Genomic DNA, 22,724 nt, shown 5'->3' on the forward strand with positions numbered 1-22,724 from the left:
TGTCGACCGGGAGACGAGATGAACGAGTTGAGGACCGCACGCACCTACAACCAGGACCATGTGCCGCGCGAATACACCCCCGGCCGGCGGCGGGTGAGCATCTACGTCTCGTGGAGCTATCCGGCCGAGGCCGGCCGGGACCCGGCCGAGCTCGACAACCGCTTCTCCACGATGACCGAGGTGCGGCGGACGACCTGGCCCGCCTACGAGGACCCCAAGTGGTCCGACCCGCTCCGGTTCCAGCAGGGCATCGCGGGATCACTGGAGCTGTTCTTCTGGGGCTGGCTGCCGTTCCAGCGGTTCACCCAGGAGATCACCGGGTACCCCGTGCCCGTCTACCAGCGCATCGACCAGGCCGGGTTCTACACTCCGCTGGACGAGCGGGTGCTGGCCGACACCGACACCCTGCTTGTGTTCGGGCTGGATCACATGATCACCGGCCAGGAGCCCGAGCCCGGGGAGATCGAGGCGCTGCGGCAGTTCCTCACCCGGGAGGGGACCTGCCTGGTCCTGGGACCGCACCACGACGTCGGGGCCTCGGACGACCTGGCCGTGCGCGATATGGAACACCACCACCACGGCGACGCCCTGGTCCCCCGGCAGCAACGCTTCGCCCGATACCTCCGGTCCGTGATGCGGGAGCTCGGCGTGCCGGTCGAGAATCGCTACGGGCTGCGTCCCGCGGTGCGGGCGCCCAGAGAGATCGCTCCGCTGTCCGTCGCCAGGGATCTGGACGCCAAGGGATGGCTGGAGGGGGTCAGCAGCTTCAACTTCCACATGCACCTGCCGCACTACGCCGTGACCACCGACGACCCGGACGCCGTTCACGTGCTGGGCAGGCAGCCGATCGACCTGTCGCGGCCGCCGCACCCCTTCACCGAGGCCGGCAACACCGAGTTCAACATGTTCCTGTGGATGCCTCCGGGTGGGGAGCGGGCCGGCGACGTGCTCCTGGCCGACTCAACGATCTTCAGCTCGCTGTTCGGCGGCGATGAGAGCCTGCGCGCCTTCTGGAAGAACATCGTCTCGTCCAAGTGACGCTTCAGGCGGAGGTGAGTGCTCATGACCGGACAGACGCAAGCCGTACTCGAACTCGACGACATCCAGCGCGGGGTGCTCAGCCCCCGGCCGAGCCCGTACGCGGCGACCTACATCCTGTTCCGCATCGACGACCGCGCGCACGGGCGGGAGCTGATGCGGCGCGTCGCCGCGGTGGTGACCTCGGCAGCCGACACGGTGAGCCCCCTGGGCGAGACCTGGGTCAGCGTCGCGCTCACCTGTCACGGCCTCAGGGCACTGGGGGTGCCGCAGGAGTCGCTGGAGACGTTCGCCTGGGAGTTCCGGCAGGGGATGGCCGCGCGCGCCACGGCATTGGGCGACGTCGGCGAGAGCGCCCCCGCGAACTGGGAGGCGCCACTGGGCACGTCCGACGTCCACGTGGTGCTGGTGGCCCTCGCGCCCGACAGCGCGCGCCTGGAGGCGGCCATCGACCGTGTCCGCCCGGCCTGTCACGCCCTGTCCGGCGTGACGGCGATCTGGCGGCAGGACTGCCACGCGCTGCCCACCGAGACCGAGCCCTTCGGCTACCGCGACGGCATCAGCCATCCGGCCGTCGAAGGCAGCGGCATCTCCGGATCCAACAAGCTGGAGGAGCCGCTCAGGGCCGGGGAGTTCGTGCTCGGCTACCCTGATGAGCTCGGCGGCGTCCAGAGCCTCCAGCCCGAGGTACTGGGACGGAACGGCAGCTACGCGGCCTTCCGCAAACTCCACCAGCGCGTCGGCGCCTTCCGCCGCTATCTGCGGGACAACGCCACCGATCCGGCCGACGAGGAACTGCTGGCGGCGAAGATCATGGGCCGCTGGCGCAGCGGAGCGCCTCTGGCACTCAGCCCGGAGCACGACGATCCCACCCTCGACGCCGACCCGTACCGCAACAGCTTCCTCTACCGGCAGGACGACCCGGCGGGGTTCATCACCCCCGGCGGCTGCCACATCCGCCGGGGCAACCCCCGCGACGCGGCGGTGGCGGGCGTGCCGCGGCTGCACCGGATGATCAGACGCGGCACCGTCTACGGCCCGCCGCTGCCCGACGGCGTCCTGGAGGACGACGGAGCCGACCGCGGGCTGATGTTCGCCTTCATCGGGGCGCACCTGGGGCGGCAGTTCGAGTTCGTCCAGTCCGAATGGATGAACGACGGCGTCTTCTTCGGCGCGGGCGACGCCAGGGATCCCGTCGTCGGATCCGGCGACGGTCCCGGTGACTTCACGATTCCCCGCAGGCCACTGCGGCGGTGCCTGCGGGCGCTGCCGCGGTTCGTGGTCACGCGCGGTGGAGAATACTGCTTCATGCCCTCGCTGAGCGCCCTGCGCTGGCTCGGCGACCTCAGAGAATGACGCGCGGCGCCAGGCGCCGCCCGGACGCGGCCGTCGCCGGGCTGGAGGCTTCATGACCGCGTTGCAGCCGCTGTTCAACGCGGTCACCGTGATCTTCATCGTGGCCACCATGTTCGCCGCCGGTCTCGCGACCACGCTGTCGGCGCTGCGCGCCGTCCTCACCGACCTCCCGCTGCTCCTGCTGGCGCTGCTGGCCAATCTGGTGGCCGTCCCGCTGCTCGGCTGGGGCATCGCCGCGCTGTTCGGCCTGCCCGCCGCGGGTTTCGTCGCCGTGGTCCTGGTCGCCTCGTCGCCGGGTGGGCCGTTCGGGGCGAAGCTGAGCATGGTGCAGAAGGGGGACGTGGTCGCGGGCACGGCGATGCAGGTGCTGCTGGCCGCCGTGGGCAGCCTCTCCTTCGGCCCGATGAGCAGCGGCATCCTCGCCCTGGCCGAGGTCGGCGGGGGAGTCTCCCTCGACGTCGCGGCGCTGGTGCGGACCGTGGCCATCCTGCAGCTCGTGCCGTTCGCCGTCGGGCTGATAGTGCGCCGCTACGCGCGGTCCGCGGCCCTTTCGTGGCACCCGGCCACCGCCATGGTGTCGAACGTGACGTTCATTATGGTGCTGGCGGGCATGCTCCTGGGCAGCTGGCACGACGTCGTCGCGCTGCTCGGCTCACGCACCCTGCTCACCGGGGCCGTCCTGTCCGTCGTCGCGTTCGGCGTCGGCACGCTGCTGGCCACCGGCGCGCCGGCGCGCCGTACCACCATGGGAGGCATCACGGCGGTGCGCAACGTGGGACCTCCGCTGGCCGCCGTCGGGATCGCCTTCGGCAATGAGCAGGCCGTGCTGGGGGCGCTCGCCGCGGTGCTGATCAGCGGTCTGGTGGTGGCCCTGCCGATCGCCGCGGTGCTCGGCCGCGATCGGGACGGCGGCACCGCCTGAGACGCGCGGTGCCGCCGAGGTGCCGGCCGCCTGAGCGTGAGACGAGCGGTCCGAGGGAGGAGGGGCCCGCGGTGGGTCCGGACGGCGTCAGATCAGGCGCTCCAGGAAGACCGTGACCGTCATGACGGTGATGCCGGTGACGATCAGGTTGACGGACCAGCGTAGATTGCGGTGCTTGGTGCGCGCGATCCGGGCGATCCGCAGGGCGTCGGTGGCCAGGAACAGCTCGTAGTCCGCTGTCTCGGCGTTCATCCGTTCGATCAGGGCCTGGGGCGTGGGCTCCTCGGCGTAGGCGAGGATCCGCTGTCCGCCCTGGCCGGGGGACGGCGGGCGGATGGTGATCAGGATCAGCAGGACCGCCGCCGACAGCAGGATCAGCGCCAGGATGACGCCGAAGCGCCCGATTCCCGGGAAGCGGGCCGGACCGGTGAGGATGAGGGTGACCATCACGCCGTAGGCGACGCCCGCCCACGACAGGAGAAGGCCGGCCCTCTTCTCGCTGGCGCTGATCAGCTCGGCGCGGGCCGCGGCGGTGGCGGCGTCGAGCCGGTCCCTGAGGAACGGGGACATGGACGCGTGCCGCGCGCCGCTGTCGTCTCCGGGGAGGCCGCTGGATGTAGCCGGTCCGTGGTTCATGATGGGCGGGTCCTTTCCGTCGGGCCGTGGGCCGGTGGAGCTGACCTGCGGCCGGTGACATGCGAGGCAGCCGACGCTTCGGACGTGGGCGGATGTGAGTTCCGCTACCTTCGACTGTAGGGGTGCGGCCAGGACGGAGCCGGAAAGGGCCGTCGGTGCCGCTCTCCGTGTCCTGCAAACCTTGAACGGGCGCGCACCCCGCCCGTGGGGTGCCCGGACGGATATCCGGATTCTCACCCCCGGATCCGGCGGGAAGGTGAGCCGACCGCCGCTCCGTTACGTTCAAGAGGGCATGACAAAGATCTGGCGGATCCTCCTGGTGTCGGCGCTGCTGTCGCTCCCGGGCGTGACCGCGACGGAGCCGGCGCGGGCGGTGGCCGCGCAGCAGCCGGCCGTACAGAGGAAGGTGCTGGTGGAGCTCCGCCGGCAGGGCGGTTTCGCGGGGTTCGACGATCGGGTGATCGTATACACCGACGGGTGCGCCCGGCTGAGCCGGCGGACGGGCCCGGCCGTGGACAAGTGCCTGACCAGGGGAGAGATGGGCACGCTGCGCGGCTATCTGAAGCGCCTGCGCCTGGGGCGCTCCGAGGCGCGGCCGCAGGGGGCCGACTTCCTCAAATACACGATCGCCTACCGGGGGCACCGGGTCAGCCGCTACACGCTGCCCGGCAGTTGGAGCCCGGTGGTGCGGCATCTGGAGAAGCTCCTGGACAAGTACTGGGCGCCGGACTGACCCGCGGCGCGGTGCCCGTATCCCTCCGCCCGGCGCGCCGGGCAGGACAGGGGTTGTGATCGACTCGCCCCCGGCCTACTTTGCACTGACCGGTCCGCGTGTCCGGCTGAGGATTCCACGGCGGAGGGAGCAGGCGATGGGACGGGCGATGACCAGGCCGGAGCGGGAGGCGTTCCTGGCCGAGGTGAGGGTCGGGGTGGTGAGCGTCGTCACCGACGACGGCCATGGGCCGCTGGCGGTGCCGATGTGGTACGGCTACGCGCCCGGTGGTGAGGTGATGCTGATCACGCCGCGCGACAGCCGCAAGGCCCGGCTGATCCGCCTGGCCGGGCGCTACAGCCTGTGCGTGCAGGCGGCGGAGCCGCCCTATCGGTATGTGTCGGTGGAGGGTCCGGTCACCGCGATCGCCGAGTCGGTGACCGCCGACGAGCGCAGGGCCCTCGCCCGGCGGTATCTCGGCGACGAGGAGGGCGATCGCTATGTCGGTTCGAGCGCCGGCGCTACCGCGCGGATGATCAGTATCCGGATGCGTCCGGAGCGCTGGCTCTCGGATGACCAGTCGTGACCGGACACCGCCTCGGGAGACGCGCCGGACGGTTCTGAGCCGGTCACGGCGGCCCGCCGTGGCCGGTCAGCACGGGGACGGCCTGTGCGTCCGCCCCGGCCACGACGCCTACGTCCGGCACACGTGCTACACGGCGCCCGCGTAGACCCAGCGGCCGTCGAGGCGGACGAAACGGCTGTGCTCGTCAAGCTGCCCGGGACGCCCGCGATCGAGGTAGTGGGCGCGGAACCGGACCGTCCCCTCGGTGTGGAAGACGTTGCCGTCGGCGGTCTCCAGGACCTCCAGGCGGACCCAGCGCAGCTTCTTGTCGAGGTCGACGCGGGGCGGGCGGCCGGCGGGGTGCCAGGTGCGCAGCAGGTATGCCTCGTCGCCGACGGCGAAGGCGCTGAAACGGGACCGCATGAGCAGTTCGGCGGTGGCGGCCGAGCTTTCGCCCCGGTGGAAGCGGGCGCAGCAGTCCTGGTAGGAGGCCGGCAGGCCGCAGTGGCAGCCGGCGGCGGGGACACGACGGGACATGCCCCCATTGTGCCCGAACGGACCTGGCGGATCGCCCGGGAGCCGGGACGGCGACGGCGCCGCCGCGACCTGCGGCGCCGGCGACGGCCTGATCGCCGTGAGCGTCAGGCCGGTGCCGATCTCCCCCGGACCGGCGGCCGCGATCACGGCCCCGATCGGTCCGAGGTCTCCTCGCCGCGGCAGAACCGGGCGAACGCCTTGGTCATCGCGCCTGCCCGAGCCGCCACCCCGGGTCCCGAACCGGTCAGCGGGCTCCCGTGGTTGCCGAAGTAGAGGGGCACGTCCACGAGGTGGCACGCGCCGAGCTCGATCCCGCCCCGGCTCATGGGCGAGCGATGGTCGCAGACCAGGTGCCGTGCGCGACCGCGGTGGGCCCGGACGACCTCCTCCGCCGGACGGTGGAAGATCTCCCGCGTGTCGAGGTCTCCCGAGCCGATCGCGGCGAACAGCCGCGCCTCCTCGGTCACCGTCGTCACCAGGAGCGGCACCGGCGCGGCGGCACCCGAGCGGATCGCGTCCAGGGGATGGGCGGCCAGCAGATCGCCGTCGACCACGGGGGCGACCGGCAGCAGCCCGCCCACGGGCGGTGCGGACCGGACGGCCGTTTCCTCGGCGGCCAGCAGGTCCGCGAGCGGAACCTCGGACGGCTCGGCGCCGAGCGCGCGCCGGGCCGCCGCGGTCCAGGCGCCCGCCTCGTCGCGGGTGGCGAAGCCGTAGGGCACCGGGCTCATCGCCACGGCCCGGGCGAACAGGCCGGGCGCGCTGGCCAGCAGGGCCAGGACGCTGGTGCCGCCGGCCGAATGGCCGCCGAGAGTCACTTCGGCGGGGTCCCCGCCGAACGCCGCGATGTGGTCGCGCACCCACTCCAGCGCGGCGATCTGATCGCGCAGGGCGAGATTGGCCGGTACGGCGTCGCCGTACCAGAACCCGGACAGGCCGAGGCGGTAGTTCACGGTCACGACGACGAGCCCGTGGTCGCGGGCGAGCGCGGCTCCGTCGTACATCCGCTGCGTACCGGAGCCGAACACGAACGCGCCGCCGTGCAGGAACACGAGCACCGGGCGCCGTCCCTCGCACGAGGGCGTCCAGATGTTGAGGAACAGGCAGTCCTCGCGGCCCGCCGCGGGGTCGATCTCGAGGCCGGGCACCCACCCCATCCGCCCTGGCCGTTGCGGGGCCGGCGCGCCCGGCGCGACGGCGTCCTCGACCCCCTGCCAGGGGAGGGCGGGGGAGGGGGCGGTGAACCGGCGGGCGGGGGCGGCGTAGCGCACCCCCTTGAACGCGCGGACCCCGGCGGAGCGGACGCCGCGCAGCGTCCCCAGGGCCGTGTGCGCGAGGGTCACGCGCCCAGTCCCAGGAAACGTGCGGCGTTGCCGCCGAGGACGGCGGCCCGGCCGGCCTCCCCGAGGTCCGGGCAGTCGCGGACGGTCGCGCCCGGCTCCTGCTCGCCCAGCGGGAAGGGGAAGTCGGTGCCGAGCATGACCCGCTCGACGCCCATCACCTCGACGAGCAGGCGCAGCGCCCGCGGGTCGAACACCGCCGAGTCGACGTAGAAGCGGTCGGTGTACGCCGAGGGGGGCCTGGGCGAGTCCTTCCTGACGATGTCGCGGTTGTGCCAGGCGTTGTCCGCACGGCCGAGGAGGAAGGCGAAGCTGCCCCCTCCGTGGCAGAAGCACAGGCGCAGGGACGCGGGCAGCTTCTCGAACGCGCCGGAGAGCATCAGCGACAGGATGCCGAGCTGGGTCTCCGCGGCCATGCCGACCAGCCACGGCAGCATGTACCCGGCCATGCGGTCGGCGCCGAGCATGTCCCACGGGTGCACGAGCACCGGCATGTCCTCGCGGGCGCAGTGGGCCAGGAATTCGATGATCTGCGGGTCGTCGAGGTTGCGCGGGCCGACGTGGTTGCCGATGTGCACCCCGCGGTGGCCTGCGGCCTTGGCCCTGGTGACCGCCGCGACGGCCAGGTCGAGGTCCTGCAGCGGGACCTGGCACAGGGGCAGCAGGCGGGCGGGGTCCTGGGCGCAGTGGGCGAGGACGCGCTCGTTGACCAGCTCGCACCAGTCGGCCGCGCGGTCCGCGTCCGCCGCGTAGCCGAACAGCAGCGGTGTCGAGGAGACCGCCTGCACGTCCACCCCGGCGCGGTCCATCGCCGAAAGGCGCGCCTGCGCGTCCCACAGCTCGGGGGTGACCGGACGGTAGTCGTCCTCGCCGCTCATCATCATGCCGTCGCGCAGCCAGGGCTCGCCCGCGCCGGCGAGGATCCGGCTCTCCTGCCGGGAGATGCGCGGGAAGACGTGGGCGTGAACGTCGATCACCATTACTCGATCACCGGTCGCAGGTGTGCCGGCCGTTCCTTGCCGGGGTACGTCGCCCCGTGGCGCGGGCGGGTGCGGTCGCCGTCGTGGAACGCCTGGAAGACGGGAGGCAGGTCCTCGACGGCCGGTCCGAGGCCCGGCCCCCGTGGCCGGGTGATCACGGCGGGGACGTCCCCCGCCGCCGGCAAGGCGCCGTTGGCATAGTGCGCGGGCTTCATGGCCGCAATTGTGCGGAGGCGCCGGGATAACAGTCCAATACTGTCTTGCGGCTTCAGTATGCAATTTCTGTCATATGTTGTTTTCGGCATACCTCATGCGCAGATCGGTATTCGTCTTGGCATACCGCCAGCGTGCATCCTCGTCCGTACCCCCCGATCGGAAGGTACGGATGATGGGCACAGACAACAGCCGGGCCGCGCGCCGCGTCTCATGGGCGGCCTTCATCGGCACGACCATTGAGTGGTACGACTTCTTCCTGTACGGCACGGCCGCCGCGCTCGTGTTCAACAAGCAGTTCTTCCCGGCGATGGATCCGGTGGCGGGCTCCATCGCGGCGTTCGGCACCATGGCCGTGGGCTTCCTCGCCCGCCCGCTCGGCGGCATCGTCTTCGGCCATTTCGGTGACCGGATCGGGCGCCGGAACACCCTCGTGGTCTCTCTGCTGATCATGGGGATCGGGACCACGCTGATCGGCCTGCTCCCCAGCTATTCGAGCATCGGCGTGTGGGCCGCCGTCCTGCTCATCGTGATGCGCATCGCCCAGGGCATCGGCCTCGGCGGCGAGTTGGGCGGGGCCGTGGTGCTGACCATGGAGCACGCGCCGAAGGGCCGCCGCGCCCTCTTCGGTGCCTTCCCCATGATGGGCACGCCGGCGGGCATGCTCTGCGCCAACCTCGTCTTCCTCGGCACCTCCTCGCTGCTCAGCGAGGAGAGCTTCATGTCCTGGGGCTGGCGGGTGCCGTTCCTGCTCAGCGTCGTGCTGGTGGTGGTCGGGCTGTACCTGCGGCTGCGCATCGAGGAGAGCCCCGACTACGAGAACCTCGTCGAGCGCCGCCGGCCGGTGAAGCTGCCGATCGCGGTGGTGCTGCGCGACCACTGGCGCCAGGTCCTGCACACGATCGCGGTGATCATCGCCAACAGCGCGCTCGCCTACATCTTCATGGTCTACGTCCTCAGCTACGGCGTGGCGGCGGCGGGCCTGTCGCGCACCTTCCTGCTGACCTGCGTGATCGGCGGCGCCGCCACGTGGCTGGCCACCGCGCCGCTGTGGGGGCACCTCGGCGACCGGCTGGGCCTGCGGGCGGTCTTCGTGTGGGGTTCGGTGATCCTGCTGGTGGGAGCCATGGCGATCTTCCCGGCCATCGACACGGGGAACCCGGTCCTCGTCGCCGTATTCATGGTGGCGATGGGCGCCGTGCTGTCGATGACCCACGCCCCTCAGGGCACACTCACGGCGAGCTTCTTCCCGGTGGCCATCCGGTACTCCGGCACCTCCGCCGCCTACCAGCTGGCCGCGATGCTGGGTGGCGGCATCACGCCGCTGGTCGCGGCGTCACTTTACGCCGCGACCGGGAGCTCGCTGTCCATCACCGGATACCTGGCCGCCGTAGCCGTCATCAGCCTGGTCGCGGCCCTGGTGATCCCGCGCAACGACGCCGAGCGCCTGGGCGACCTTCCCGCGGTGCCGGCCGATATAACGAAATAAGCAGGAAACCTCCGTTCATATACTGCTTCAGTGATATCTCGCCCCCTGGACCTGCTGAGCGGCCGGCTCAAGCTCAAGCACCTGGTGCTCGTGACGGCCATCGCCGAGCAGGGCAGCATCCTGCGCGCCGCCGAGCGTCTCCACCTGGCGCAGCCGGCCGTGACGCGGGGGCTGCGGGAGGTGGAGCGGATCCTCGGGGTGGAGCTGTTCTCGCGCGGGCCCCGCGGCGTCACCCCCACCGTCTTCGGCGAGGCCTTCATCGACCACGCGCGAGCCGTGCAGGCGGAGCTGCGCAGGGCCGGCGACCGGATCGCCGGCCTCGCCGACGGCGAGGCCGGCACCGTCACCGTCGGCACCCTGCTGACCGCCACCAACGTGCTGCTGCCCCGCTCCATCGCCTCACTGAAGGCCGAACGCCCGGGCGTCACCGTGATCGTCCGAGAGGGCACCTTCGACTCGCTCGTCCCCCGCCTGGTCGACGGGGAGACCGACCTGATCCTGGGCCGGCTCAACCCGATCGAGGACCGGCCGGGCCTGCGCCAGATCCCCCTCTACAACGAGCCCGTCCTGCTGGTGGCCCGCGCCGGCCACCCCGCCGAGCAGGCCCGTACGCTGCCGGAGCTGCTCGGCTACCCGTGGATCCTCCCGCTTGAGCAGACCTCGCTGAGGCAGGAGCTGGAGCAGGTGTTCCACCGCCAGGGGCTGGCACTGCCCGGCAACCGGGTCGAATGCACATCCATCCTGACGATCCGCTCTCTGCTCCTCGAAACCGACATGATCGCCGCACTTCCGGCGCTGTTCGTCAGCACCGACAGCCGGCTGGTGGAGCTGCCGGTGCCGCTCGCGTCCGTGCGGCGCTCGGTCGGCGTGACGCTGCCCGAGGCCCGCGCGCTCCCGCCCGCGGGCCGAGCCATGCTCTCTCACCTGCAGCAACAGGCGGAAAGACTCCGGCAGGAACAGGCGGGAAGACTCCGGCAGGCACTACCCGCCGACCCCGGCCGGGACGGCTGACCCGCCGCCAGAGGAGTCGGAAGGGACTAGCGGGCCTGGCGCACTCCACGGCGCCAGACGTCGGTGATGGAGCCGGTGGCGGTGATGTCCCGGGTGGGGTCGCCTTCGACCAGCACCAGGTCCGCGCGGAGACCGGGGGCGATCCGGCCGCGGTCGGTCAGGCCGAAGTGGTGTGCCGGGACGCTGGTCGCGGCGGCGAGCGCCTCTTCGGCGCTGAGCCCGGCCTCGGTGAGCAGTTGCAGCTCGCGGTGCATGCCGGTGCCGTGGGCGGGCACGAACGGGGTGGCGTCGGTCCCGGCGAGCAGGGGCACGCCGGCTCGGCGCAGGGCCCGCAGCGCGCCGGCGGCGTTGACGGAGCTGCCGGGGCGGGCGCAGTCGGCGGTCTCCAGGTGTTGAGCGGTGATCGCCTCGAAGTAGGCGAGCGTGGTCACGACGGAGACGCCCTGGGCGCGGACCCGCTCGGCCAGCCGCTGCGAGGCCGGGTCGTCCGGCGCGAGGTCGGTCCACACGTGGGCCAGGCCGTCGACGCCAGCGTCGAGCGCGATCTCCACCTCGGACGCGGTGATCGCATGGGCGATGACCCTCAGCCCGGCGTCGTGTGCCGCCGCGGCGAGGGCGGCGGCGGTCTCCGGCGTCATGACCGGAAGGTCGGCGCCGTGCACCGCGCCGTCGTCAATGACGATCTTGAGATAGTCGGCTCCCTCGGCCAACCGGGCCTGGACGAAGGCCGGAGCCTGCGCGGGGCCGGAGACGGAGTCGATCGTCGCCGCGTCGAGGCCGTCGAGGAGGGTGCCCGCCAGGGCCGCCAGCAGTTGGGTCGGGTGTCCGCCGGGTGCGGTGGCCAGGGTGCCCGCGCTGCGGAGATCGGCCACGTCGTCGTTCTCGGCGGCCAGCCGCCGCTGCTCCGTGAGGATCTGCGGGAGGCAGAACATGTCGAGTTCGGTGGTGACCCCGTACCGCAGTGCCTGGGCCAGGCTGCCGTCGAACACGTGCGTGTGCGCGTCGATCAGCCCGGGCAGGAGCGTCCTGCCCGTCCCGTCGACCTCGACCTCGACGTCGGCCGGCCGGCCCGCACCGGTGCCGACCACGGCGATCAGACCGTCCTCGATCACCACGTCGGCCGTCGCGATGGTCCGCTCGCCGTCGAACACTCTGACGTCGCGGATCAGTGTGCGCATCGAAGATCTCCTTTATGGGTCGTGAATTCTCGGACGCCACCACAGAGGGACGCCGGCGGCCGGCTGTGACATCGCCCTGAAGGTCGTGGCATGGATCACATCTCAGCCGTTCGTGTCACACTCCCGACGTGACGGGTCTCTTCGGCCGCGACAGATGAGGAGGTACGCCGTGACATCGATCCCACCGCACGCGACCGACGCCGCCATCGAGCGGGCCGTCACCGAGCAGTTCCTCGGCTATCGCGAGCTGCTGTTCTCGGTGGTCTACAACATGCTCGGCAGCGTCGCCGACACCGAGGACGCGCTGCAGGAGGTGTGGTTGGCCTGGTCCACCCGGCACCGCAGGCCGGACGCCGGACCGATCGAGAACGCCCGGGCCTATCTGGTGCGGATCGCGGTGAACCAGGCGCTCGCCCGCCGCGCGGACATGAGCCGCAGGCAGGAGACCTACGTCGGACCCTGGCTGCCGGAGCCGCTGGTCACCGCCGAGGACGACGTCGCCGGCACCGTCGAGCGCGCCGAATCGTTGTCGATGGCGGTGCTGGTGGTGCTGGAAACCCTGTCACCGCTGGAGCGGGCGGTGTTCGTGCTGCACGAGGTGTTCGGTTTCGGCCATCCGGAGATCGCGGGCATCCTCGGCCGTACGCCGGCGGCGGTCCGCCAGCTCGCGGCCCGCGCGCGCCGCCACGTCCACGCGCGCCGCCCCCGTCACCGGACCGAGCCGGACATCCACGCCCAGGTCACCGAGCGGTTCGCCGCGGCCGCCCTCGGCGGTGACCTGAAGGCACTGCTGGAGGTGCTGGCACCGGAGGTGACACTGTGGACCGACGGCGGCGGCAAGGGACCCGCCACCAGCCTGCGGCCCGTGCACGGCCGTGACCAGGTGGCCGCGCTGTTCGTGTCGGTCGCCACGGCGCTGCCCGCGGACGGGCTGGACATCCGCTACCGGCGGATGGCCGGCGACCCGTGCGCGCTCGTCTTCTCCGGCGACAGCCCGCTCGCCGTGGTCGTCGTGGATCTCACGCCCGACGGCGACCGGATCGCCGGCATCTACTCGGTCACAAATCCCGACAAACTCACCGGGATCCGCTGAACACAGCGCCTTACGGTCCTCTGGCTGACACGGCACGGCCGCTTCCCCGCCCCTGAGCCGAGCGCGGCCGCGCGTGTTCGATCTCCGCTCCGGATCCCCGTCAGCGGGACGGGGACACCAGGCCCGCGTCGTAGGCCATGATGACCAGCTGGATCCGGTCGCGGGCATCGAGCTTTGTGAGCAGGCTGGCCACGTGCGCCTTGGCGGTGCCCGGGCTGATGTGCAGTCGGGCCGCGATCTCGGCGTTGGACAGGCCGCGCCCGACCAGGGTCAGCACCTCACGCTCCCGCCTGGTGACGCTCGCGAGCTCGCGCGGCCGAGGGGCGGGGGCGGGGCGGCGGGCGAAGTCCTCGATGAGGCGGCGGGTGACGCCGGGCGCGATCAGGGCGTCGCCGGCGGCGACGACGTGGACGGCGGACAGGATGTCCTCCAGCGCCATGTCCTTGACGAGGAACCCGCTCGCCCCGGCACGCAGCGAGGCGTGGACGTTGTCGTCGTCGTCGAACGTGGTCAGCATGATCACGCGGGTGGCGGGGGACTCGGCGATGATGGTCTGGGTGGCCTCGATGCCGTCCATGCCGGGCATGCGGATGTCCATCACCACCACGTCGGGGCAGAGCCGCCTGGTGAGCTGGACGGCCTGGGCTCCAGTCCCGGCCTCCGCGACGACTTCGACATCGGGGGCGGTGTCGATGACCATGCGCAGGCCGGCGCGGATCAGCGGCTGGTCGTCGGCGAGTACGACGCGGATCGTCACCGGGTCCTCACCCGGTCCGCCTCCGCCCGTACCCGGGCGGTCGCATGTCCGGTCGAGGTCGCCAGCGGCAGGCGAGCGGTGACGCGGAAGCCGCCCTCGGGCCGGGGGCCCGCGCCGAAGTCGCCGCCCAGCAGGGCTACCCGCTCTCGCATGCCGGCGATGCCGTGCCCGCTCCCCTCAAGCGCGGAGGCGGGAGTGACGGCGCCGCGTCCGTCGTCGACGACCTCGATGCGCAGGTCCTCGTCCCCGTAGCCGATCACGACCTGGCAGCGGCCTGTTCCCGCATGGCGCAGCACGTTGGTCACCGACTCCTGGACGATGCGGAAGGCGGAGCGGTCGACGGCGGCGGGCAGCGGGCGTGGCCGCCCGTGCCTGCGCACGTCCACGCGGACGCCGGCGGCCGTGGTCGTCTCGGCCAGCCGGTCGACGTCGGCCAGCCCCGCGGCGGGGGCCGGCTCGGGTGGCGCTCCAAGCCGCTCGTCTCCGGTCTCGCGGAGCACGCCGAGCATGTGCCGCAGTCCCCTCAGCGTCTGCCTGCTGGTGGCCTCGATCGCGTCCAGCGCCTGGCGCGCCTGCTCCGGCCGGTGGTCGATCACGCGGGCGCCCGCGCCGGCCTGGATGGCGATGATGCCGATGCTGTGCGCGACCGTGTCGTGCAGCTCGCGGGCGATGCGCAGCCGCTCGTCCGTGATCACCCGGGCCTCGGCGTGCGCGCGCAGCGCCCGGTCGTACGCGCGCCGCTGCCGGACGACCAGCCCGGCCATGCAGGCGACCAGGACACCCAGCCCGAGCAGGACCGACAGCGCCAGGAAGCCGGACGCCCAGCCGCGCAGGCCGTGGCGTAGCAGGTCCACCTGCCAGATCGTCTCCTGGACGACCAGCGTGACGGCGGCCGCGGCCAGGCCCGCGCGGCGCGGCCGGAGCGCGGTGAGCAGACCGACCAGGACGTCGGCCGCCAGGAAGAGCGGCCAGATCCGCTGCGCCGGCTGCCCCAGCGCCGCCGCCACGACGATTTCCGTCAGCGACACCGCGAGTACCACGCCGGGCCATCGCCGCGCCCAGGCCAGGGGGACGGCCATGGCGACGGCGCAAGCGGCGTGGACGGTCCCCACGGGGAGCAGGCTCTCGCCGTCGATCAGCGTCATGGCGTACAGCAGCGGCACCAGGGCCGCCAGGCCGCACCAGGTGAGCAGGGTCCGCATGCCATGGGGCAACCGTGACCAAAGGGGCGGTCTGGGCGTTTTGTCGCGCACTCGGTTGATCGTAGTCATCCGCCTCCGGCCGGGCATCGGCCGGCGGGCGTATGCCCGCGGGCCACCCCCGCGCCGCGGAAACCGGCCCGCGGCCGGATCCGGCGCGCCGGTGATCTGCGACAGCGTTGGCGATCGTGATCGAAGTCAACGAACTGACCAAGCGCTACGGCGCGGTGACGGCGGTGAACGGCCTGACGTTCACCGTACGGCCGGGGCGCGTCACCGGGTTCCTCGGCCCCAACGGCGCCGGTAAGAGCACCACCATGCGCATGATCCTCGGCCTGAACCGGCCCACCAGCGGAAGCGCCACCATTGACGGCCACCCGTTCGACCGCCACAAGGCCGGACTGCGTCACGCCGGCGCGCTGCTGGACGCCGGCGATGTCCACGGCGGCCGCACCGCCGCCGCCCACCTTCACGCGCTGGCCCGCGGCAACGGCCTGCCCCGCCGCAGAGTGGCCGAAGTGCTGGAGGAGGTGGGGCTGGCCGGGGTGGCGCGCCGCCGGATCGCCGGGTTCTCCCTCGGCATGCGCCAGCGGCTCGGCATCGCCGCCGCCCTGCTGGGTGACCCGCCCGTGCTGCTGTTCGACGAGCCGGTCAACGGCCTGGACCCCGAAGGCGTGCGCTGGGTACGCGGCCTGTTCCGCCGTCTGGCCGCCGAGGGCCGCACCGTGCTGGTCTCCAGCCACCTGATGAGCGAGATGGAGAACACCGCCGACCACCTCGTCGTCATCGGCCGCGGCGAGCTGATCGCCGCGCAGGCCCTGGCCGCGTTCGCCGCCCGCGGCGCCGGCGCCTCCGTCACCGTACGCACGCCCGACCCCGACGGGCTGACCGCCGTCCTCACCCCGGAGGGCGCGGCCGTGCGGCCGGCGGACGGCCGGGCCCTGACCGTGACCGGGCTGAGCGCCGCCCGCATCGGCGAGCTGGCCCATCAGCACCGGATCATGCTGTACGAGCTCGCCCCGCGCACCGCCTCGCTGGAGCAGGCGTTCATGGAGCTGACCGCCGACCGCGCGGACTACCGGGCCGACTCCCGCGCGGACTCCTGGGCCGATTCCCGCGCGGACTACCGGGCCGACTCCCGGGCCGGTGACCGGCGATGACCGCCCCCCGCTTCCGCGACCTGCTGGCCGCCGAGTGGATCAAACTCTTCTCCCTGCGCTCGACCTTCTGGCTGATCGGCCTGGGCACGCTGGCCATCGTCGGGTTCGCCGCCCAGAGCAGCCTCGATACCTACCGCGGCTGGCCGGACTTCACGGCGATGGAGAGGGCCCGGTTCAACCCCCTCGACGAGACGTTCAGCGGCCTCTCCGCTTCCCTGCTCGTGATCGGCGCCGGCAGCCTGGGCGCCCTGACGATCGTCGGCGAGTACGCCACCGGTCTGATCCGCACCACCCTCACCGCCGTCCCGGCCCGCCACCGCGTCGTGGCCGCCAAGCTTTCCGTCGTGGCCGCCGTCACGCTCGTGACCGGCGCGCTCATCTCGGCGGGCACGTTCGGTGTCAGCCAGGCCATCCTGTCCGGCCGCGGGGTCGCCGTCTCGCTCGGCGACCCCGGCGTGCTGCGCGTCCTGGCCGCCAACGCGCTGCTCGCACCGGTGTCCGCGCTGGTCGGCATGGGGATCGGCGCGCTGGTACGGCACACCGCCGCCGCCGTCGTCACGGTCTGCGCCGTGCTGGTCATCGTGCCGACCTTCCTGCGGCCCACCGTCCACCAATGGGCCAACGACCTGTACGCCCTGGTCCCCTTATACGTCTGGCGCACCTGCCTGGGCCTGCCCCAGGTCCGGGACGACCCGGCCCTGCCCACGGTGGCCGGCTCGTGGGCCACCTTCACGCTCTGGCCACTGGCCGCCGCTCTCTTGACCCTGATCGTCATACGTCGCCGCGACGTATGACCGCCCCGATGACCACCCCGACGAGGAGAAATCCCATGACGACACAGACCACTCGGGCCCGCCTGCTGGCTGCCGCCCTGGCGGCCTGCCTCACCCTGCCCGTCGTGGCCTGCGCCACGACGGGCGCCTCGGCGTCCGGACAGCCCACCCCCGCTCCCACCCCCGCTCCCACCGCCACGGCCGCCGCCGTCCGGCTGGAGCTCCCCCGCCCGACCGGACCGGATCCGGTCGGCCGCGACATCCTCCACCTGGTCGACGACAGCCGCAGGGACCCGTGGGTACCGGAATCGGGCCCCCGCCGGCTCATGGTCTCGATGTACTACCCCGCCCGCTCGGCCGGCGGCGGCCCAGCCCCCTACACGACCACCGCGGAGGCCGCCTCGCTGCTGCGACGCAAGGCCCCGGGCATCCGGCTCCCCGCCGAGACCGTCAGCGCCACCCGCACCCACGCCCACACCGGTGCCTCCGCCAAGCCCGGCCGCTATCCGCTGGCGGTGCTCTCTCCCGGCCTCGGCCTCCCGCGCGCCAGCCTCACCTTCCTGGCCGAGGACCTGGCCAGCCGCGGCTACGTCGTCGCGCTGGTCGACCATGCCTACGAATCCTCCGGCACGACCTTCCCCGACGGCCGGACCATCACCTGCGCTCCGCTGTGCGACCGGCCCAAGCCTCCCGAAGGCGGGCAGGCGACCATCACCAAGAACCGGAGCAAGGACATCAGCTTCGTCATCGACGAGCTGACCGGCCGGCACCCCGCCTGGCGGAAGGCCCGCATGATCGCTTCCAAGCGGATCGGCATGGCAGGTCACTCTCTCGGCGGTGACGCCGCTGCCGCCACCATGGCGGCCGACAGGCGCGTGCGGGCCGGGGTGAACCTGGACGGGACCTTCCATCCCGCCCCCGCACTCCACCGCCCCTTCCTGCTGCTGGGCAGCCAGGCCGACCACGTCCCCGGCAAGGACCACACCTGGGACGAGGGCTGGGCGAAGATGCGTGGCTGGAAGCGATGGCTCACCGTGACCCGGACCGACCACATCAGCTTCACCGACCTGACCATCCTGCAGAAAGCGGTCGGCAGGTCGGGCCCGGACGATCTGTCGCCACAGCGCTCGCTGGAGATCACCCGCACCTATGTCGCCGCCTTCTTCGACCTGCACCTGAAGGGCAGGGAGCAGCCGCTGCTCAACGGTCCGTCACCGGCCGACCCCGAGGTCGCCTTCCACAACCCCTGACCCCGCGGCCGGCCTCGGGGACCGACCGGGGATCTCCGCTCCGAGGCCGGCCAGGCCCCGCTCCCCGCCCCGGTGCCTAGTCCGCGCCGAGGGCGGGGCCGTACGCGCGGCGATGGATCGATCACGGTCGCGCTCCCGGAAGCGGATCCGGCACCCGCGAGGAGCCGCTTTCTCCTGCTTGATCATCGGAAGCCTCTCAAGATCACCAAAAGTTGACAGACGAGCACGCGGATGGCTCCCGCCGGCCGGTGACGGAGCAGGATGTCGATCACCCAGGACGGCCCGGAGCGGGCGGGGTGTGACGAAGGGAAGCCGGCAGTGTCGAAAAGCCGTCTCGGCAGCTCATTGGCGGGCGCCGTCAGCTTGGTCGCGATGATGGCGGTGGTGGCGCCGCCCGCTCGGGCCGGCACGTGTGCCGCCTCCACCGCCTGTCCCACCACGGTGACGTTCACGGTGACCGCCCCGGACGGGCTGACCATCAGCGTGCCCGACGGCCCGGTCAACCTCGGCAGCGGCAACCCGGGCGGCCAGATCAGCGGGCAGCTCGGCTCGGTCACGGTCTCCGACCAGCGCGCCGCGCTCACCGCGACGTGGACGGCGTCGGTGATCGCGGCCCCGGGCGGCTTCACCACCGGCGGCGGCACGGCCGCCGAGACCGTCCCGAACACCGCGGTGCTGTACTGGTCCGGCCCGGCCACCGCGACGACCGGCACCGGGACCTTCGTCCCCGGGCAGGCGAACGCGGCGGCCGCCCAGTCGCTGGACGTCTCGCGCACCGCCTTCAGCAAGACGACCGGGTCCGGTAACAACTCCGCCACCTGGAACCCGACCATCGTGATCAACATCCCCGCCCAGGCGGTGGCGGGCACCTACACCGGAACGATCAACCACTCGGTGGCCTGAGGACGGTGACGGGCCGGGCCGAGGACGCCGCCGCCCCCGCTCGGGCGCTCCACGCCGACGCTGGTCGGATGAACTACCGTGGTCGGCCATGAGGGTTCTCATCACCGGCGGCAGCGGGTTCCTCGGCGGCGAGCTCGTGCGCCAGGCCCTGGCGGCGGGTCATGAGGTCGTCGCGACCTATCTGACCCGGCCGGGGGAGATCGCCGACGCCGACTGGCGGCCCCTCGACCTCCGCCGCCGCCAGGACGTCGCCGCCCTGATCGGCGCCCGCCGGCCGGAGGCGGTCATCAACGCCGCGTTCCGCCAGGCGGACTGGACGGTCACGGCCGACGGCGCCGCGCACGTGGCCCTCGCCGTCGCGGCCGCCGGCGCTCACCTGGTCCACGTCTCCAGCGACGCGGTCTTCTCCGGCGCCCGGATCCGTTACGACGAGACCTGCGCCCCCGACCCGATCAGCCCCTACGGCGCGGCGAAAGCCGCCGCGGAGACGGCGATCAAGGCGATCTGCCCGGCCGCGGCGATCGCCCGGACCTCGCTCATCGTCGGCGACGGCGGCTCGTCCCACGAGGGCCTGGTGCACGCGCTGGTCACCGGACGCCGCCAAGGGGTGCTGTTCACCGACGACATACGCTGCCCCGTGCACGTCGCCGACCTCGCCGCGGCGCTGCTGGAGCTCGCCGGCTCCGGCCACGCCGGGGTGCACCACGTGGCCGGTGCCGACGCCGTCAGCCGCTACGACCTCGGCCTGCTCATCGCGGAACGCGACGGGCTCGACCCCTCCGCGCTGCCCCGCGGCCGGCGGGCCGACACCGGCATCCCCGGCCCGCTGGACGTACGCCTGGACGGCGCGGCCACCCGGCGACGGCTCCGAACCGTCCTGCGCGGCGCCCGGCGATTTCTTCGGCCGGGAGAATCGCCGGCGGCCGCGGCCGTACCGGCAGACGAGCGCCGTGATGTCAGCCCGCGGGAGTGGCCGGGGCCGTGCCGGAGCGGGACGGGGCGAGCACCGCGGTGACCGCCTGGCGCAGGGACGTGGCGGGGTGGCCGAGAACCCGCTGGAGATCTTCGGTCTGGGTCTCCAGCGCACCGGCGCGCACCTGACCGTTCAGCCAGCGCAGCGCGCCGCTCGCGCCGTCGGGGACCTCGCGGTAGGCGACCGGGACGCCCGAAACCTGGCCGAGGACCTGGGCGAGCTGTGGGTAGGTCCACAGCGGGCCGGTGAAGTCGTAGCCGCGGCCCAGATGCCCCTCGCCGGTCAGCACGTTGGCGGCGGCCTCGGCGAGGTCGGCCCGTGACGCGGTGTTGAGAGCGCGCCCGCCGGTGCTGTCGGTCAGCTCGCCGGAGGCGACGGCGGCCCGCAGGCCGGAGTTGAGGAACGCCTCGCTGTAGTAGGGGTGGCGCAGCATCGTGTACGGCAGGCCGCTGCCGAGGATGGCCCGCTCGGTGGCGTGGTGGGCCTCGGTGACCCCCGTACCGTCGGTGCCGGCGCCCAGGAAACTGGTGTAGGCCAGGGCGCCGACGCCGGCGGCCCGGGCCGCGTCGACCGCGGCCAGGTGCTGGGCGAGGCGGCGGGCGGGGTCCAGTTCGGGGGAGGAGATCAGCAGCAGCCGCCTGGCTCCGCCGAACGCCTCGCGCAGGCCCGCCGGGTCGTCGTAGTCGCCGTGCCGCACCTGGATCCCGCGGGCCGCGAGGTCGGCGGCGGCTGCGGGGGTCCGCACCACGGCCACGACCTCACCGGCGGGGACCTGGGTGAGCAGCCGGTCGATGACCAGGCGGCCGAGCATTCCGGAGGCGGCGGAGATAACGATCATGGGAGCTCCAGTGATCACCGGGGAGGAGACAGCCGAAACTATCCGTACGACGAGGAGCGGCGGAAATGGTTTTCCCGCCCGCCGAGGACGTGGCGGGATGTCGCGGACGGCCGATAGCGTGCGGGACATGGACGACAAGGTTCACGATTCCCCGACCGGTTGGGTCGCCAAGCACATCCGGCAGTACGTCGAGTCGGACGGCGCGAAGGGGCACTTCTACTACGGCAGGCCGGCGCTGCTGCTGACCACCGTGGGCCGCAAGTCCGGGCTGCGGCGACGCACCCCGCTCATCTACGGCCGGGACGGCGATGCCTACGTGGTCGTCGCCTCCAACGGCGGAGCCGCCGACCACCCGCTGTGGTACGCCAATCTGGAGGCGGAGCCGCAGGTGGGAGTGCAGGTCGGCGCCGAGACGTTCACGGCGGTCGCGCGGACCGCGACCGCCGAGGAGAAGCCCGCGCTGTGGGAGCAGATGGTCGGGATCCACGGCGAATACGCCGATTACCAGCGAAAGACCAGCCGGGACATCCCCGTGGTGATCCTCACCCGCGTCTGAGACCCCGGCGCGGGCCGGCCGGCGCCTGATGCCCGCCGAGCCCCGGGGCGGACCCCACCATGCCGGTTTCCGTACGGTTAGCCCGCTTACAAGCGGAGCGCAAGCGGCGCCTGGCACGCTATACCCCATCCGTAACAGAGGGGTTATATGTTTGGGATTGTCCGTCCGTGTCGCCATGGGATGTGCAGCGGGCTTTTCAAGGAGTGGATGGCGCACCTGTGCGGGCTCTGCCTGGCGCTCCGCGACGAACACGGTCACAGCTCCCGGCTGGTGACCAACTATGACGGCCTGCTCGTCTCGGTGCTCACCGAGGCGCAGACGGTCGCCTCCTCGCCGCGGCGCCGGGCCGCGGCCTGCGCGCTGCGCGGGTTCAAGGGCGCCGACGTCGTGGAGGCCGAGGGAGTGCGGCTGGCGGCGTCGGTCTCGCTGATCCTGGCCGCGGGCAAGGTCAGGGACCACGTCGCGGACGGGGACGGCGTCTACGCGCGCAAGCTGGTGGCCTCCGCCGCCGAGCGGGTCGCCACCCGCTGGTCGGCCGCGGGACTGCGCACGGCCGCGACCCTCGGGTTCGCTCCGGAGCCCCTGACCCGGGCGGTGGAGGAACAGTCCCGGCTGGAGAGCACTCCGGGCCTGGGCCTGCTGGAGCTCACCGGCCCCACCGAGGCCGCGGTCGCCGCCGCCTTCGGCCACACGGCCCTGCTCACCGGCAAGCCGCACAACCGCGAGTCGCTGGAGGAGGCGGGACGTTACTTCGGCCGCCTGGCCCACCTGCTCGACGCGGTGGAGGACCTGGCGCGGGATCGCGCCGGCGGCGCCTACAACCCGCTGATCGCCTCCGGCGCCGACCTGGAGACCGCCCGGCGGCACTGCGAGGACGCGCTGCTCGGCCTGGAGCTGGCGGTGGCCGAGCTCGACCTGGAACGGCGGAGGCTGGTCAAGACGTTGCTGGTCAAGGAGGTCGGGCGCTCGGTCACCCGCGTCTTCGCCGAGGCCGAGAAGGAGACCCCGGAGGCGCCGCCGCGCGACCCCCGGCTCAAGCCGGATCCGGGCGGCCTGCTGTCGCTGATGTGCTTCACGGCGGCCTGCTGCACCTGCGGCCTGTACCGGCCTCCCTGGGACGAGGACCGTTACAAGTCCTGTGGCGAGCGGTGCGACGGCGGCGGCTGCGACGCCTGCGGCTCGTGCTGCGAGGGCTGTTCAGGCTGTTGTGACTGCTGCGAGTGCAGCTGCGACTGCTGAGCCCCG

General features: G+C 72.6%; 25 protein-coding genes. 15 read left to right on the plus strand and 10 right to left on the minus strand.

Going from position 1 to position 22,724, the window contains the following annotated elements; genetic code table 11:
* The first annotated feature begins 18 nt into the window (after nucleotides 1-18).
* Genes J2S55_RS36275 through J2S55_RS36285 form a run of 3 tightly spaced genes read left to right on the plus strand, consistent with a single transcriptional unit; the run spans nucleotide 19 to nucleotide 3,316 of the window.
* Nucleotides 19-1,038 (plus strand): hypothetical protein, encoded by a 1,020-nt coding sequence (locus tag J2S55_RS36275; RefSeq protein WP_306870367.1) that lies wholly within the window; start codon nucleotides 19-21, stop codon nucleotides 1,036-1,038.
* A gap of 24 nt (nucleotides 1,039-1,062) precedes the next feature.
* Nucleotides 1,063-2,394: a Dyp-type peroxidase gene (locus J2S55_RS36280; protein ID WP_306870369.1), complete on the plus strand. Its 1,332-nt coding sequence runs from the start codon at nucleotides 1,063-1,065 to the stop codon at nucleotides 2,392-2,394.
* Nucleotides 2,395-2,446: 52 nt separating this feature from the next.
* On the plus strand, nucleotides 2,447-3,316 hold the full coding sequence (locus J2S55_RS36285) for a bile acid:sodium symporter (protein ID WP_306870371.1): 870 nt from the start codon (nucleotides 2,447-2,449) through the stop codon (nucleotides 3,314-3,316).
* Nucleotides 3,317-3,403: 87 nt separating this feature from the next.
* Here the strand turns inward: J2S55_RS36285 and J2S55_RS36290 are convergent, their stop codons facing one another.
* On the minus strand, nucleotides 3,404-3,952 hold the full coding sequence (locus tag J2S55_RS36290) for a Pycsar system effector family protein (RefSeq protein WP_306870373.1): 549 nt from the start codon (nucleotides 3,950-3,952) through the stop codon (nucleotides 3,404-3,406).
* Between the two features lie 292 nt (nucleotides 3,953-4,244).
* On the opposite strand from J2S55_RS36290, the gene J2S55_RS36295 reads away from it, so the two are divergent.
* Nucleotides 4,245-4,685: a hypothetical protein gene (locus J2S55_RS36295; RefSeq protein ID WP_306870376.1), complete on the plus strand. Its 441-nt coding sequence runs from the start codon at nucleotides 4,245-4,247 to the stop codon at nucleotides 4,683-4,685.
* 136 nt (nucleotides 4,686-4,821) lie between these two features.
* On the plus strand, nucleotides 4,822-5,250 hold the full coding sequence (locus J2S55_RS36300; protein WP_306870378.1) for a pyridoxamine 5'-phosphate oxidase family protein: 429 nt from the start codon (nucleotides 4,822-4,824) through the stop codon (nucleotides 5,248-5,250).
* A gap of 126 nt (nucleotides 5,251-5,376) precedes the next feature.
* Here the strand turns inward: J2S55_RS36300 and J2S55_RS36305 are convergent, their stop codons facing one another.
* The 4 genes from J2S55_RS36305 to J2S55_RS36320 form a co-directional block, all read right to left on the minus strand.
* A complete protein-coding gene (locus tag J2S55_RS36305) occupies nucleotides 5,377-5,766 on the minus strand; it encodes a YchJ family protein (RefSeq protein WP_306870379.1) in 390 nt (129 codons plus the stop codon).
* Between the two features lie 143 nt (nucleotides 5,767-5,909).
* Nucleotides 5,910-7,109, minus strand: coding sequence for a carboxylesterase/lipase family protein (locus J2S55_RS36310; protein WP_306870380.1), 1,200 nt, complete (start codon nucleotides 7,107-7,109; stop codon nucleotides 5,910-5,912).
* The gene (locus J2S55_RS36315; RefSeq protein ID WP_306870381.1) at nucleotides 7,106-8,086 is read right to left on the minus strand and encodes an amidohydrolase family protein; all 981 of its coding nucleotides are present in this window, start codon (nucleotides 8,084-8,086) and stop codon (nucleotides 7,106-7,108) included. Before J2S55_RS36315 ends, J2S55_RS36310 begins: the two co-directional genes overlap by 4 nt.
* Nucleotides 8,086-8,301, minus strand: a complete 216-nt coding sequence (locus tag J2S55_RS36320; RefSeq protein WP_306870384.1) for a hypothetical protein — start codon at nucleotides 8,299-8,301, stop codon at nucleotides 8,086-8,088. The genes J2S55_RS36315 and J2S55_RS36320 overlap by 1 nt, the downstream gene beginning before the upstream one ends.
* Before the next feature lie 170 nt (nucleotides 8,302-8,471).
* Between J2S55_RS36320 and J2S55_RS36325 the strand changes: the two genes are divergently transcribed.
* The gene (locus J2S55_RS36325; protein ID WP_306870386.1) at nucleotides 8,472-9,788 is read left to right on the plus strand and encodes an MFS transporter; all 1,317 of its coding nucleotides are present in this window, start codon (nucleotides 8,472-8,474) and stop codon (nucleotides 9,786-9,788) included.
* A gap of 30 nt (nucleotides 9,789-9,818) precedes the next feature.
* The gene (locus tag J2S55_RS36330) at nucleotides 9,819-10,799 is read left to right on the plus strand and encodes a LysR substrate-binding domain-containing protein (RefSeq protein ID WP_306870389.1); all 981 of its coding nucleotides are present in this window, start codon (nucleotides 9,819-9,821) and stop codon (nucleotides 10,797-10,799) included.
* Nucleotides 10,800-10,825: 26 nt separating this feature from the next.
* Here J2S55_RS36330 and J2S55_RS36335 read toward each other — a convergent pair whose 3' ends face one another.
* Nucleotides 10,826-11,977, minus strand: coding sequence for an amidohydrolase family protein (locus tag J2S55_RS36335; protein WP_306870390.1), 1,152 nt, complete (start codon nucleotides 11,975-11,977; stop codon nucleotides 10,826-10,828).
* A gap of 169 nt (nucleotides 11,978-12,146) precedes the next feature.
* Here J2S55_RS36335 and sigJ point away from each other — a divergent pair, with 169 nt between their 5' ends.
* On the plus strand, nucleotides 12,147-13,070 hold the full coding sequence (sigJ, locus tag J2S55_RS36340) for an RNA polymerase sigma factor SigJ (RefSeq protein ID WP_306870392.1): 924 nt from the start codon (nucleotides 12,147-12,149) through the stop codon (nucleotides 13,068-13,070).
* 100 nt (nucleotides 13,071-13,170) lie between these two features.
* On the opposite strand, the gene J2S55_RS36345 is transcribed toward sigJ, so the two are convergent.
* Both J2S55_RS36345 and J2S55_RS36350 read right to left on the minus strand, forming a co-directional pair.
* A complete protein-coding gene (locus J2S55_RS36345; protein WP_306870394.1) occupies nucleotides 13,171-13,827 on the minus strand; it encodes a response regulator in 657 nt (218 codons plus the stop codon).
* Entirely contained in the window at nucleotides 13,824-15,029 is a 1,206-nt protein-coding gene (locus tag J2S55_RS36350; protein ID WP_306870396.1) for a sensor histidine kinase, read from the minus strand. Before J2S55_RS36350 ends, J2S55_RS36345 begins: the two co-directional genes overlap by 4 nt.
* Before the next feature lie 185 nt (nucleotides 15,030-15,214).
* On the opposite strand from J2S55_RS36350, the gene J2S55_RS36355 reads away from it, so the two are divergent.
* The 3 genes from J2S55_RS36355 to J2S55_RS36365 are packed head-to-tail and all read left to right on the plus strand — an operon-like array spanning nucleotide 15,215 to nucleotide 18,209.
* Complete coding sequence (locus tag J2S55_RS36355; RefSeq protein ID WP_306870399.1) at nucleotides 15,215-16,186, plus strand: ATP-binding cassette domain-containing protein; 972 nt, start codon at nucleotides 15,215-15,217, stop codon at nucleotides 16,184-16,186.
* Nucleotides 16,183-16,980, plus strand: coding sequence for an ABC transporter permease subunit (locus tag J2S55_RS36360; protein WP_306870401.1), 798 nt, complete (start codon nucleotides 16,183-16,185; stop codon nucleotides 16,978-16,980). The genes J2S55_RS36355 and J2S55_RS36360 overlap by 4 nt, the downstream gene beginning before the upstream one ends.
* Before the next feature lie 35 nt (nucleotides 16,981-17,015).
* Nucleotides 17,016-18,209: an alpha/beta hydrolase family protein gene (locus J2S55_RS36365; RefSeq protein ID WP_306870404.1), complete on the plus strand. Its 1,194-nt coding sequence runs from the start codon at nucleotides 17,016-17,018 to the stop codon at nucleotides 18,207-18,209.
* Nucleotides 18,210-18,391: 182 nt separating this feature from the next.
* Here the strand turns inward: J2S55_RS36365 and J2S55_RS36370 are convergent, their stop codons facing one another.
* Nucleotides 18,392-18,661, minus strand: a complete 270-nt coding sequence (locus J2S55_RS36370) for a hypothetical protein (RefSeq protein WP_306870405.1) — start codon at nucleotides 18,659-18,661, stop codon at nucleotides 18,392-18,394.
* On the opposite strand from J2S55_RS36370, the gene J2S55_RS36375 reads away from it, so the two are divergent.
* Together J2S55_RS36375 and J2S55_RS36380 are read left to right on the plus strand one after the other, a co-directional pair.
* Nucleotides 18,651-19,112: a hypothetical protein gene (locus tag J2S55_RS36375; protein ID WP_306870407.1), complete on the plus strand. Its 462-nt coding sequence runs from the start codon at nucleotides 18,651-18,653 to the stop codon at nucleotides 19,110-19,112. The genes J2S55_RS36370 and J2S55_RS36375 overlap by 11 nt on opposite strands.
* A gap of 88 nt (nucleotides 19,113-19,200) precedes the next feature.
* Nucleotides 19,201-20,127: a sugar nucleotide-binding protein gene (locus J2S55_RS36380; RefSeq protein WP_306870408.1), complete on the plus strand. Its 927-nt coding sequence runs from the start codon at nucleotides 19,201-19,203 to the stop codon at nucleotides 20,125-20,127.
* On the opposite strand, the gene J2S55_RS36385 is transcribed toward J2S55_RS36380, so the two are convergent.
* Complete coding sequence (locus J2S55_RS36385; RefSeq protein ID WP_306870409.1) at nucleotides 20,069-20,923, minus strand: NAD(P)H-binding protein; 855 nt, start codon at nucleotides 20,921-20,923, stop codon at nucleotides 20,069-20,071. The two genes, J2S55_RS36380 and J2S55_RS36385, sit on opposite strands and share 59 nt — an antisense overlap.
* 127 nt (nucleotides 20,924-21,050) lie before the next feature.
* On the opposite strand from J2S55_RS36385, the gene J2S55_RS36390 reads away from it, so the two are divergent.
* Nucleotides 21,051-21,479 (plus strand): nitroreductase family deazaflavin-dependent oxidoreductase, encoded by a 429-nt coding sequence (locus tag J2S55_RS36390; protein WP_306870412.1) that lies wholly within the window; start codon nucleotides 21,051-21,053, stop codon nucleotides 21,477-21,479.
* A gap of 147 nt (nucleotides 21,480-21,626) precedes the next feature.
* On the plus strand, nucleotides 21,627-22,718 hold the full coding sequence (locus J2S55_RS36395; protein ID WP_306870414.1) for a DUF5685 family protein: 1,092 nt from the start codon (nucleotides 21,627-21,629) through the stop codon (nucleotides 22,716-22,718).
* Nucleotides 22,719-22,724 lie beyond the last annotated feature (6 nt).

Origin of the sequence: Streptosporangium brasiliense (genome assembly GCF_030811595.1) — a bacterium.
Classification (GTDB): domain Bacteria; phylum Actinomycetota; class Actinomycetes; order Streptosporangiales; family Streptosporangiaceae; genus Streptosporangium; species Streptosporangium brasiliense.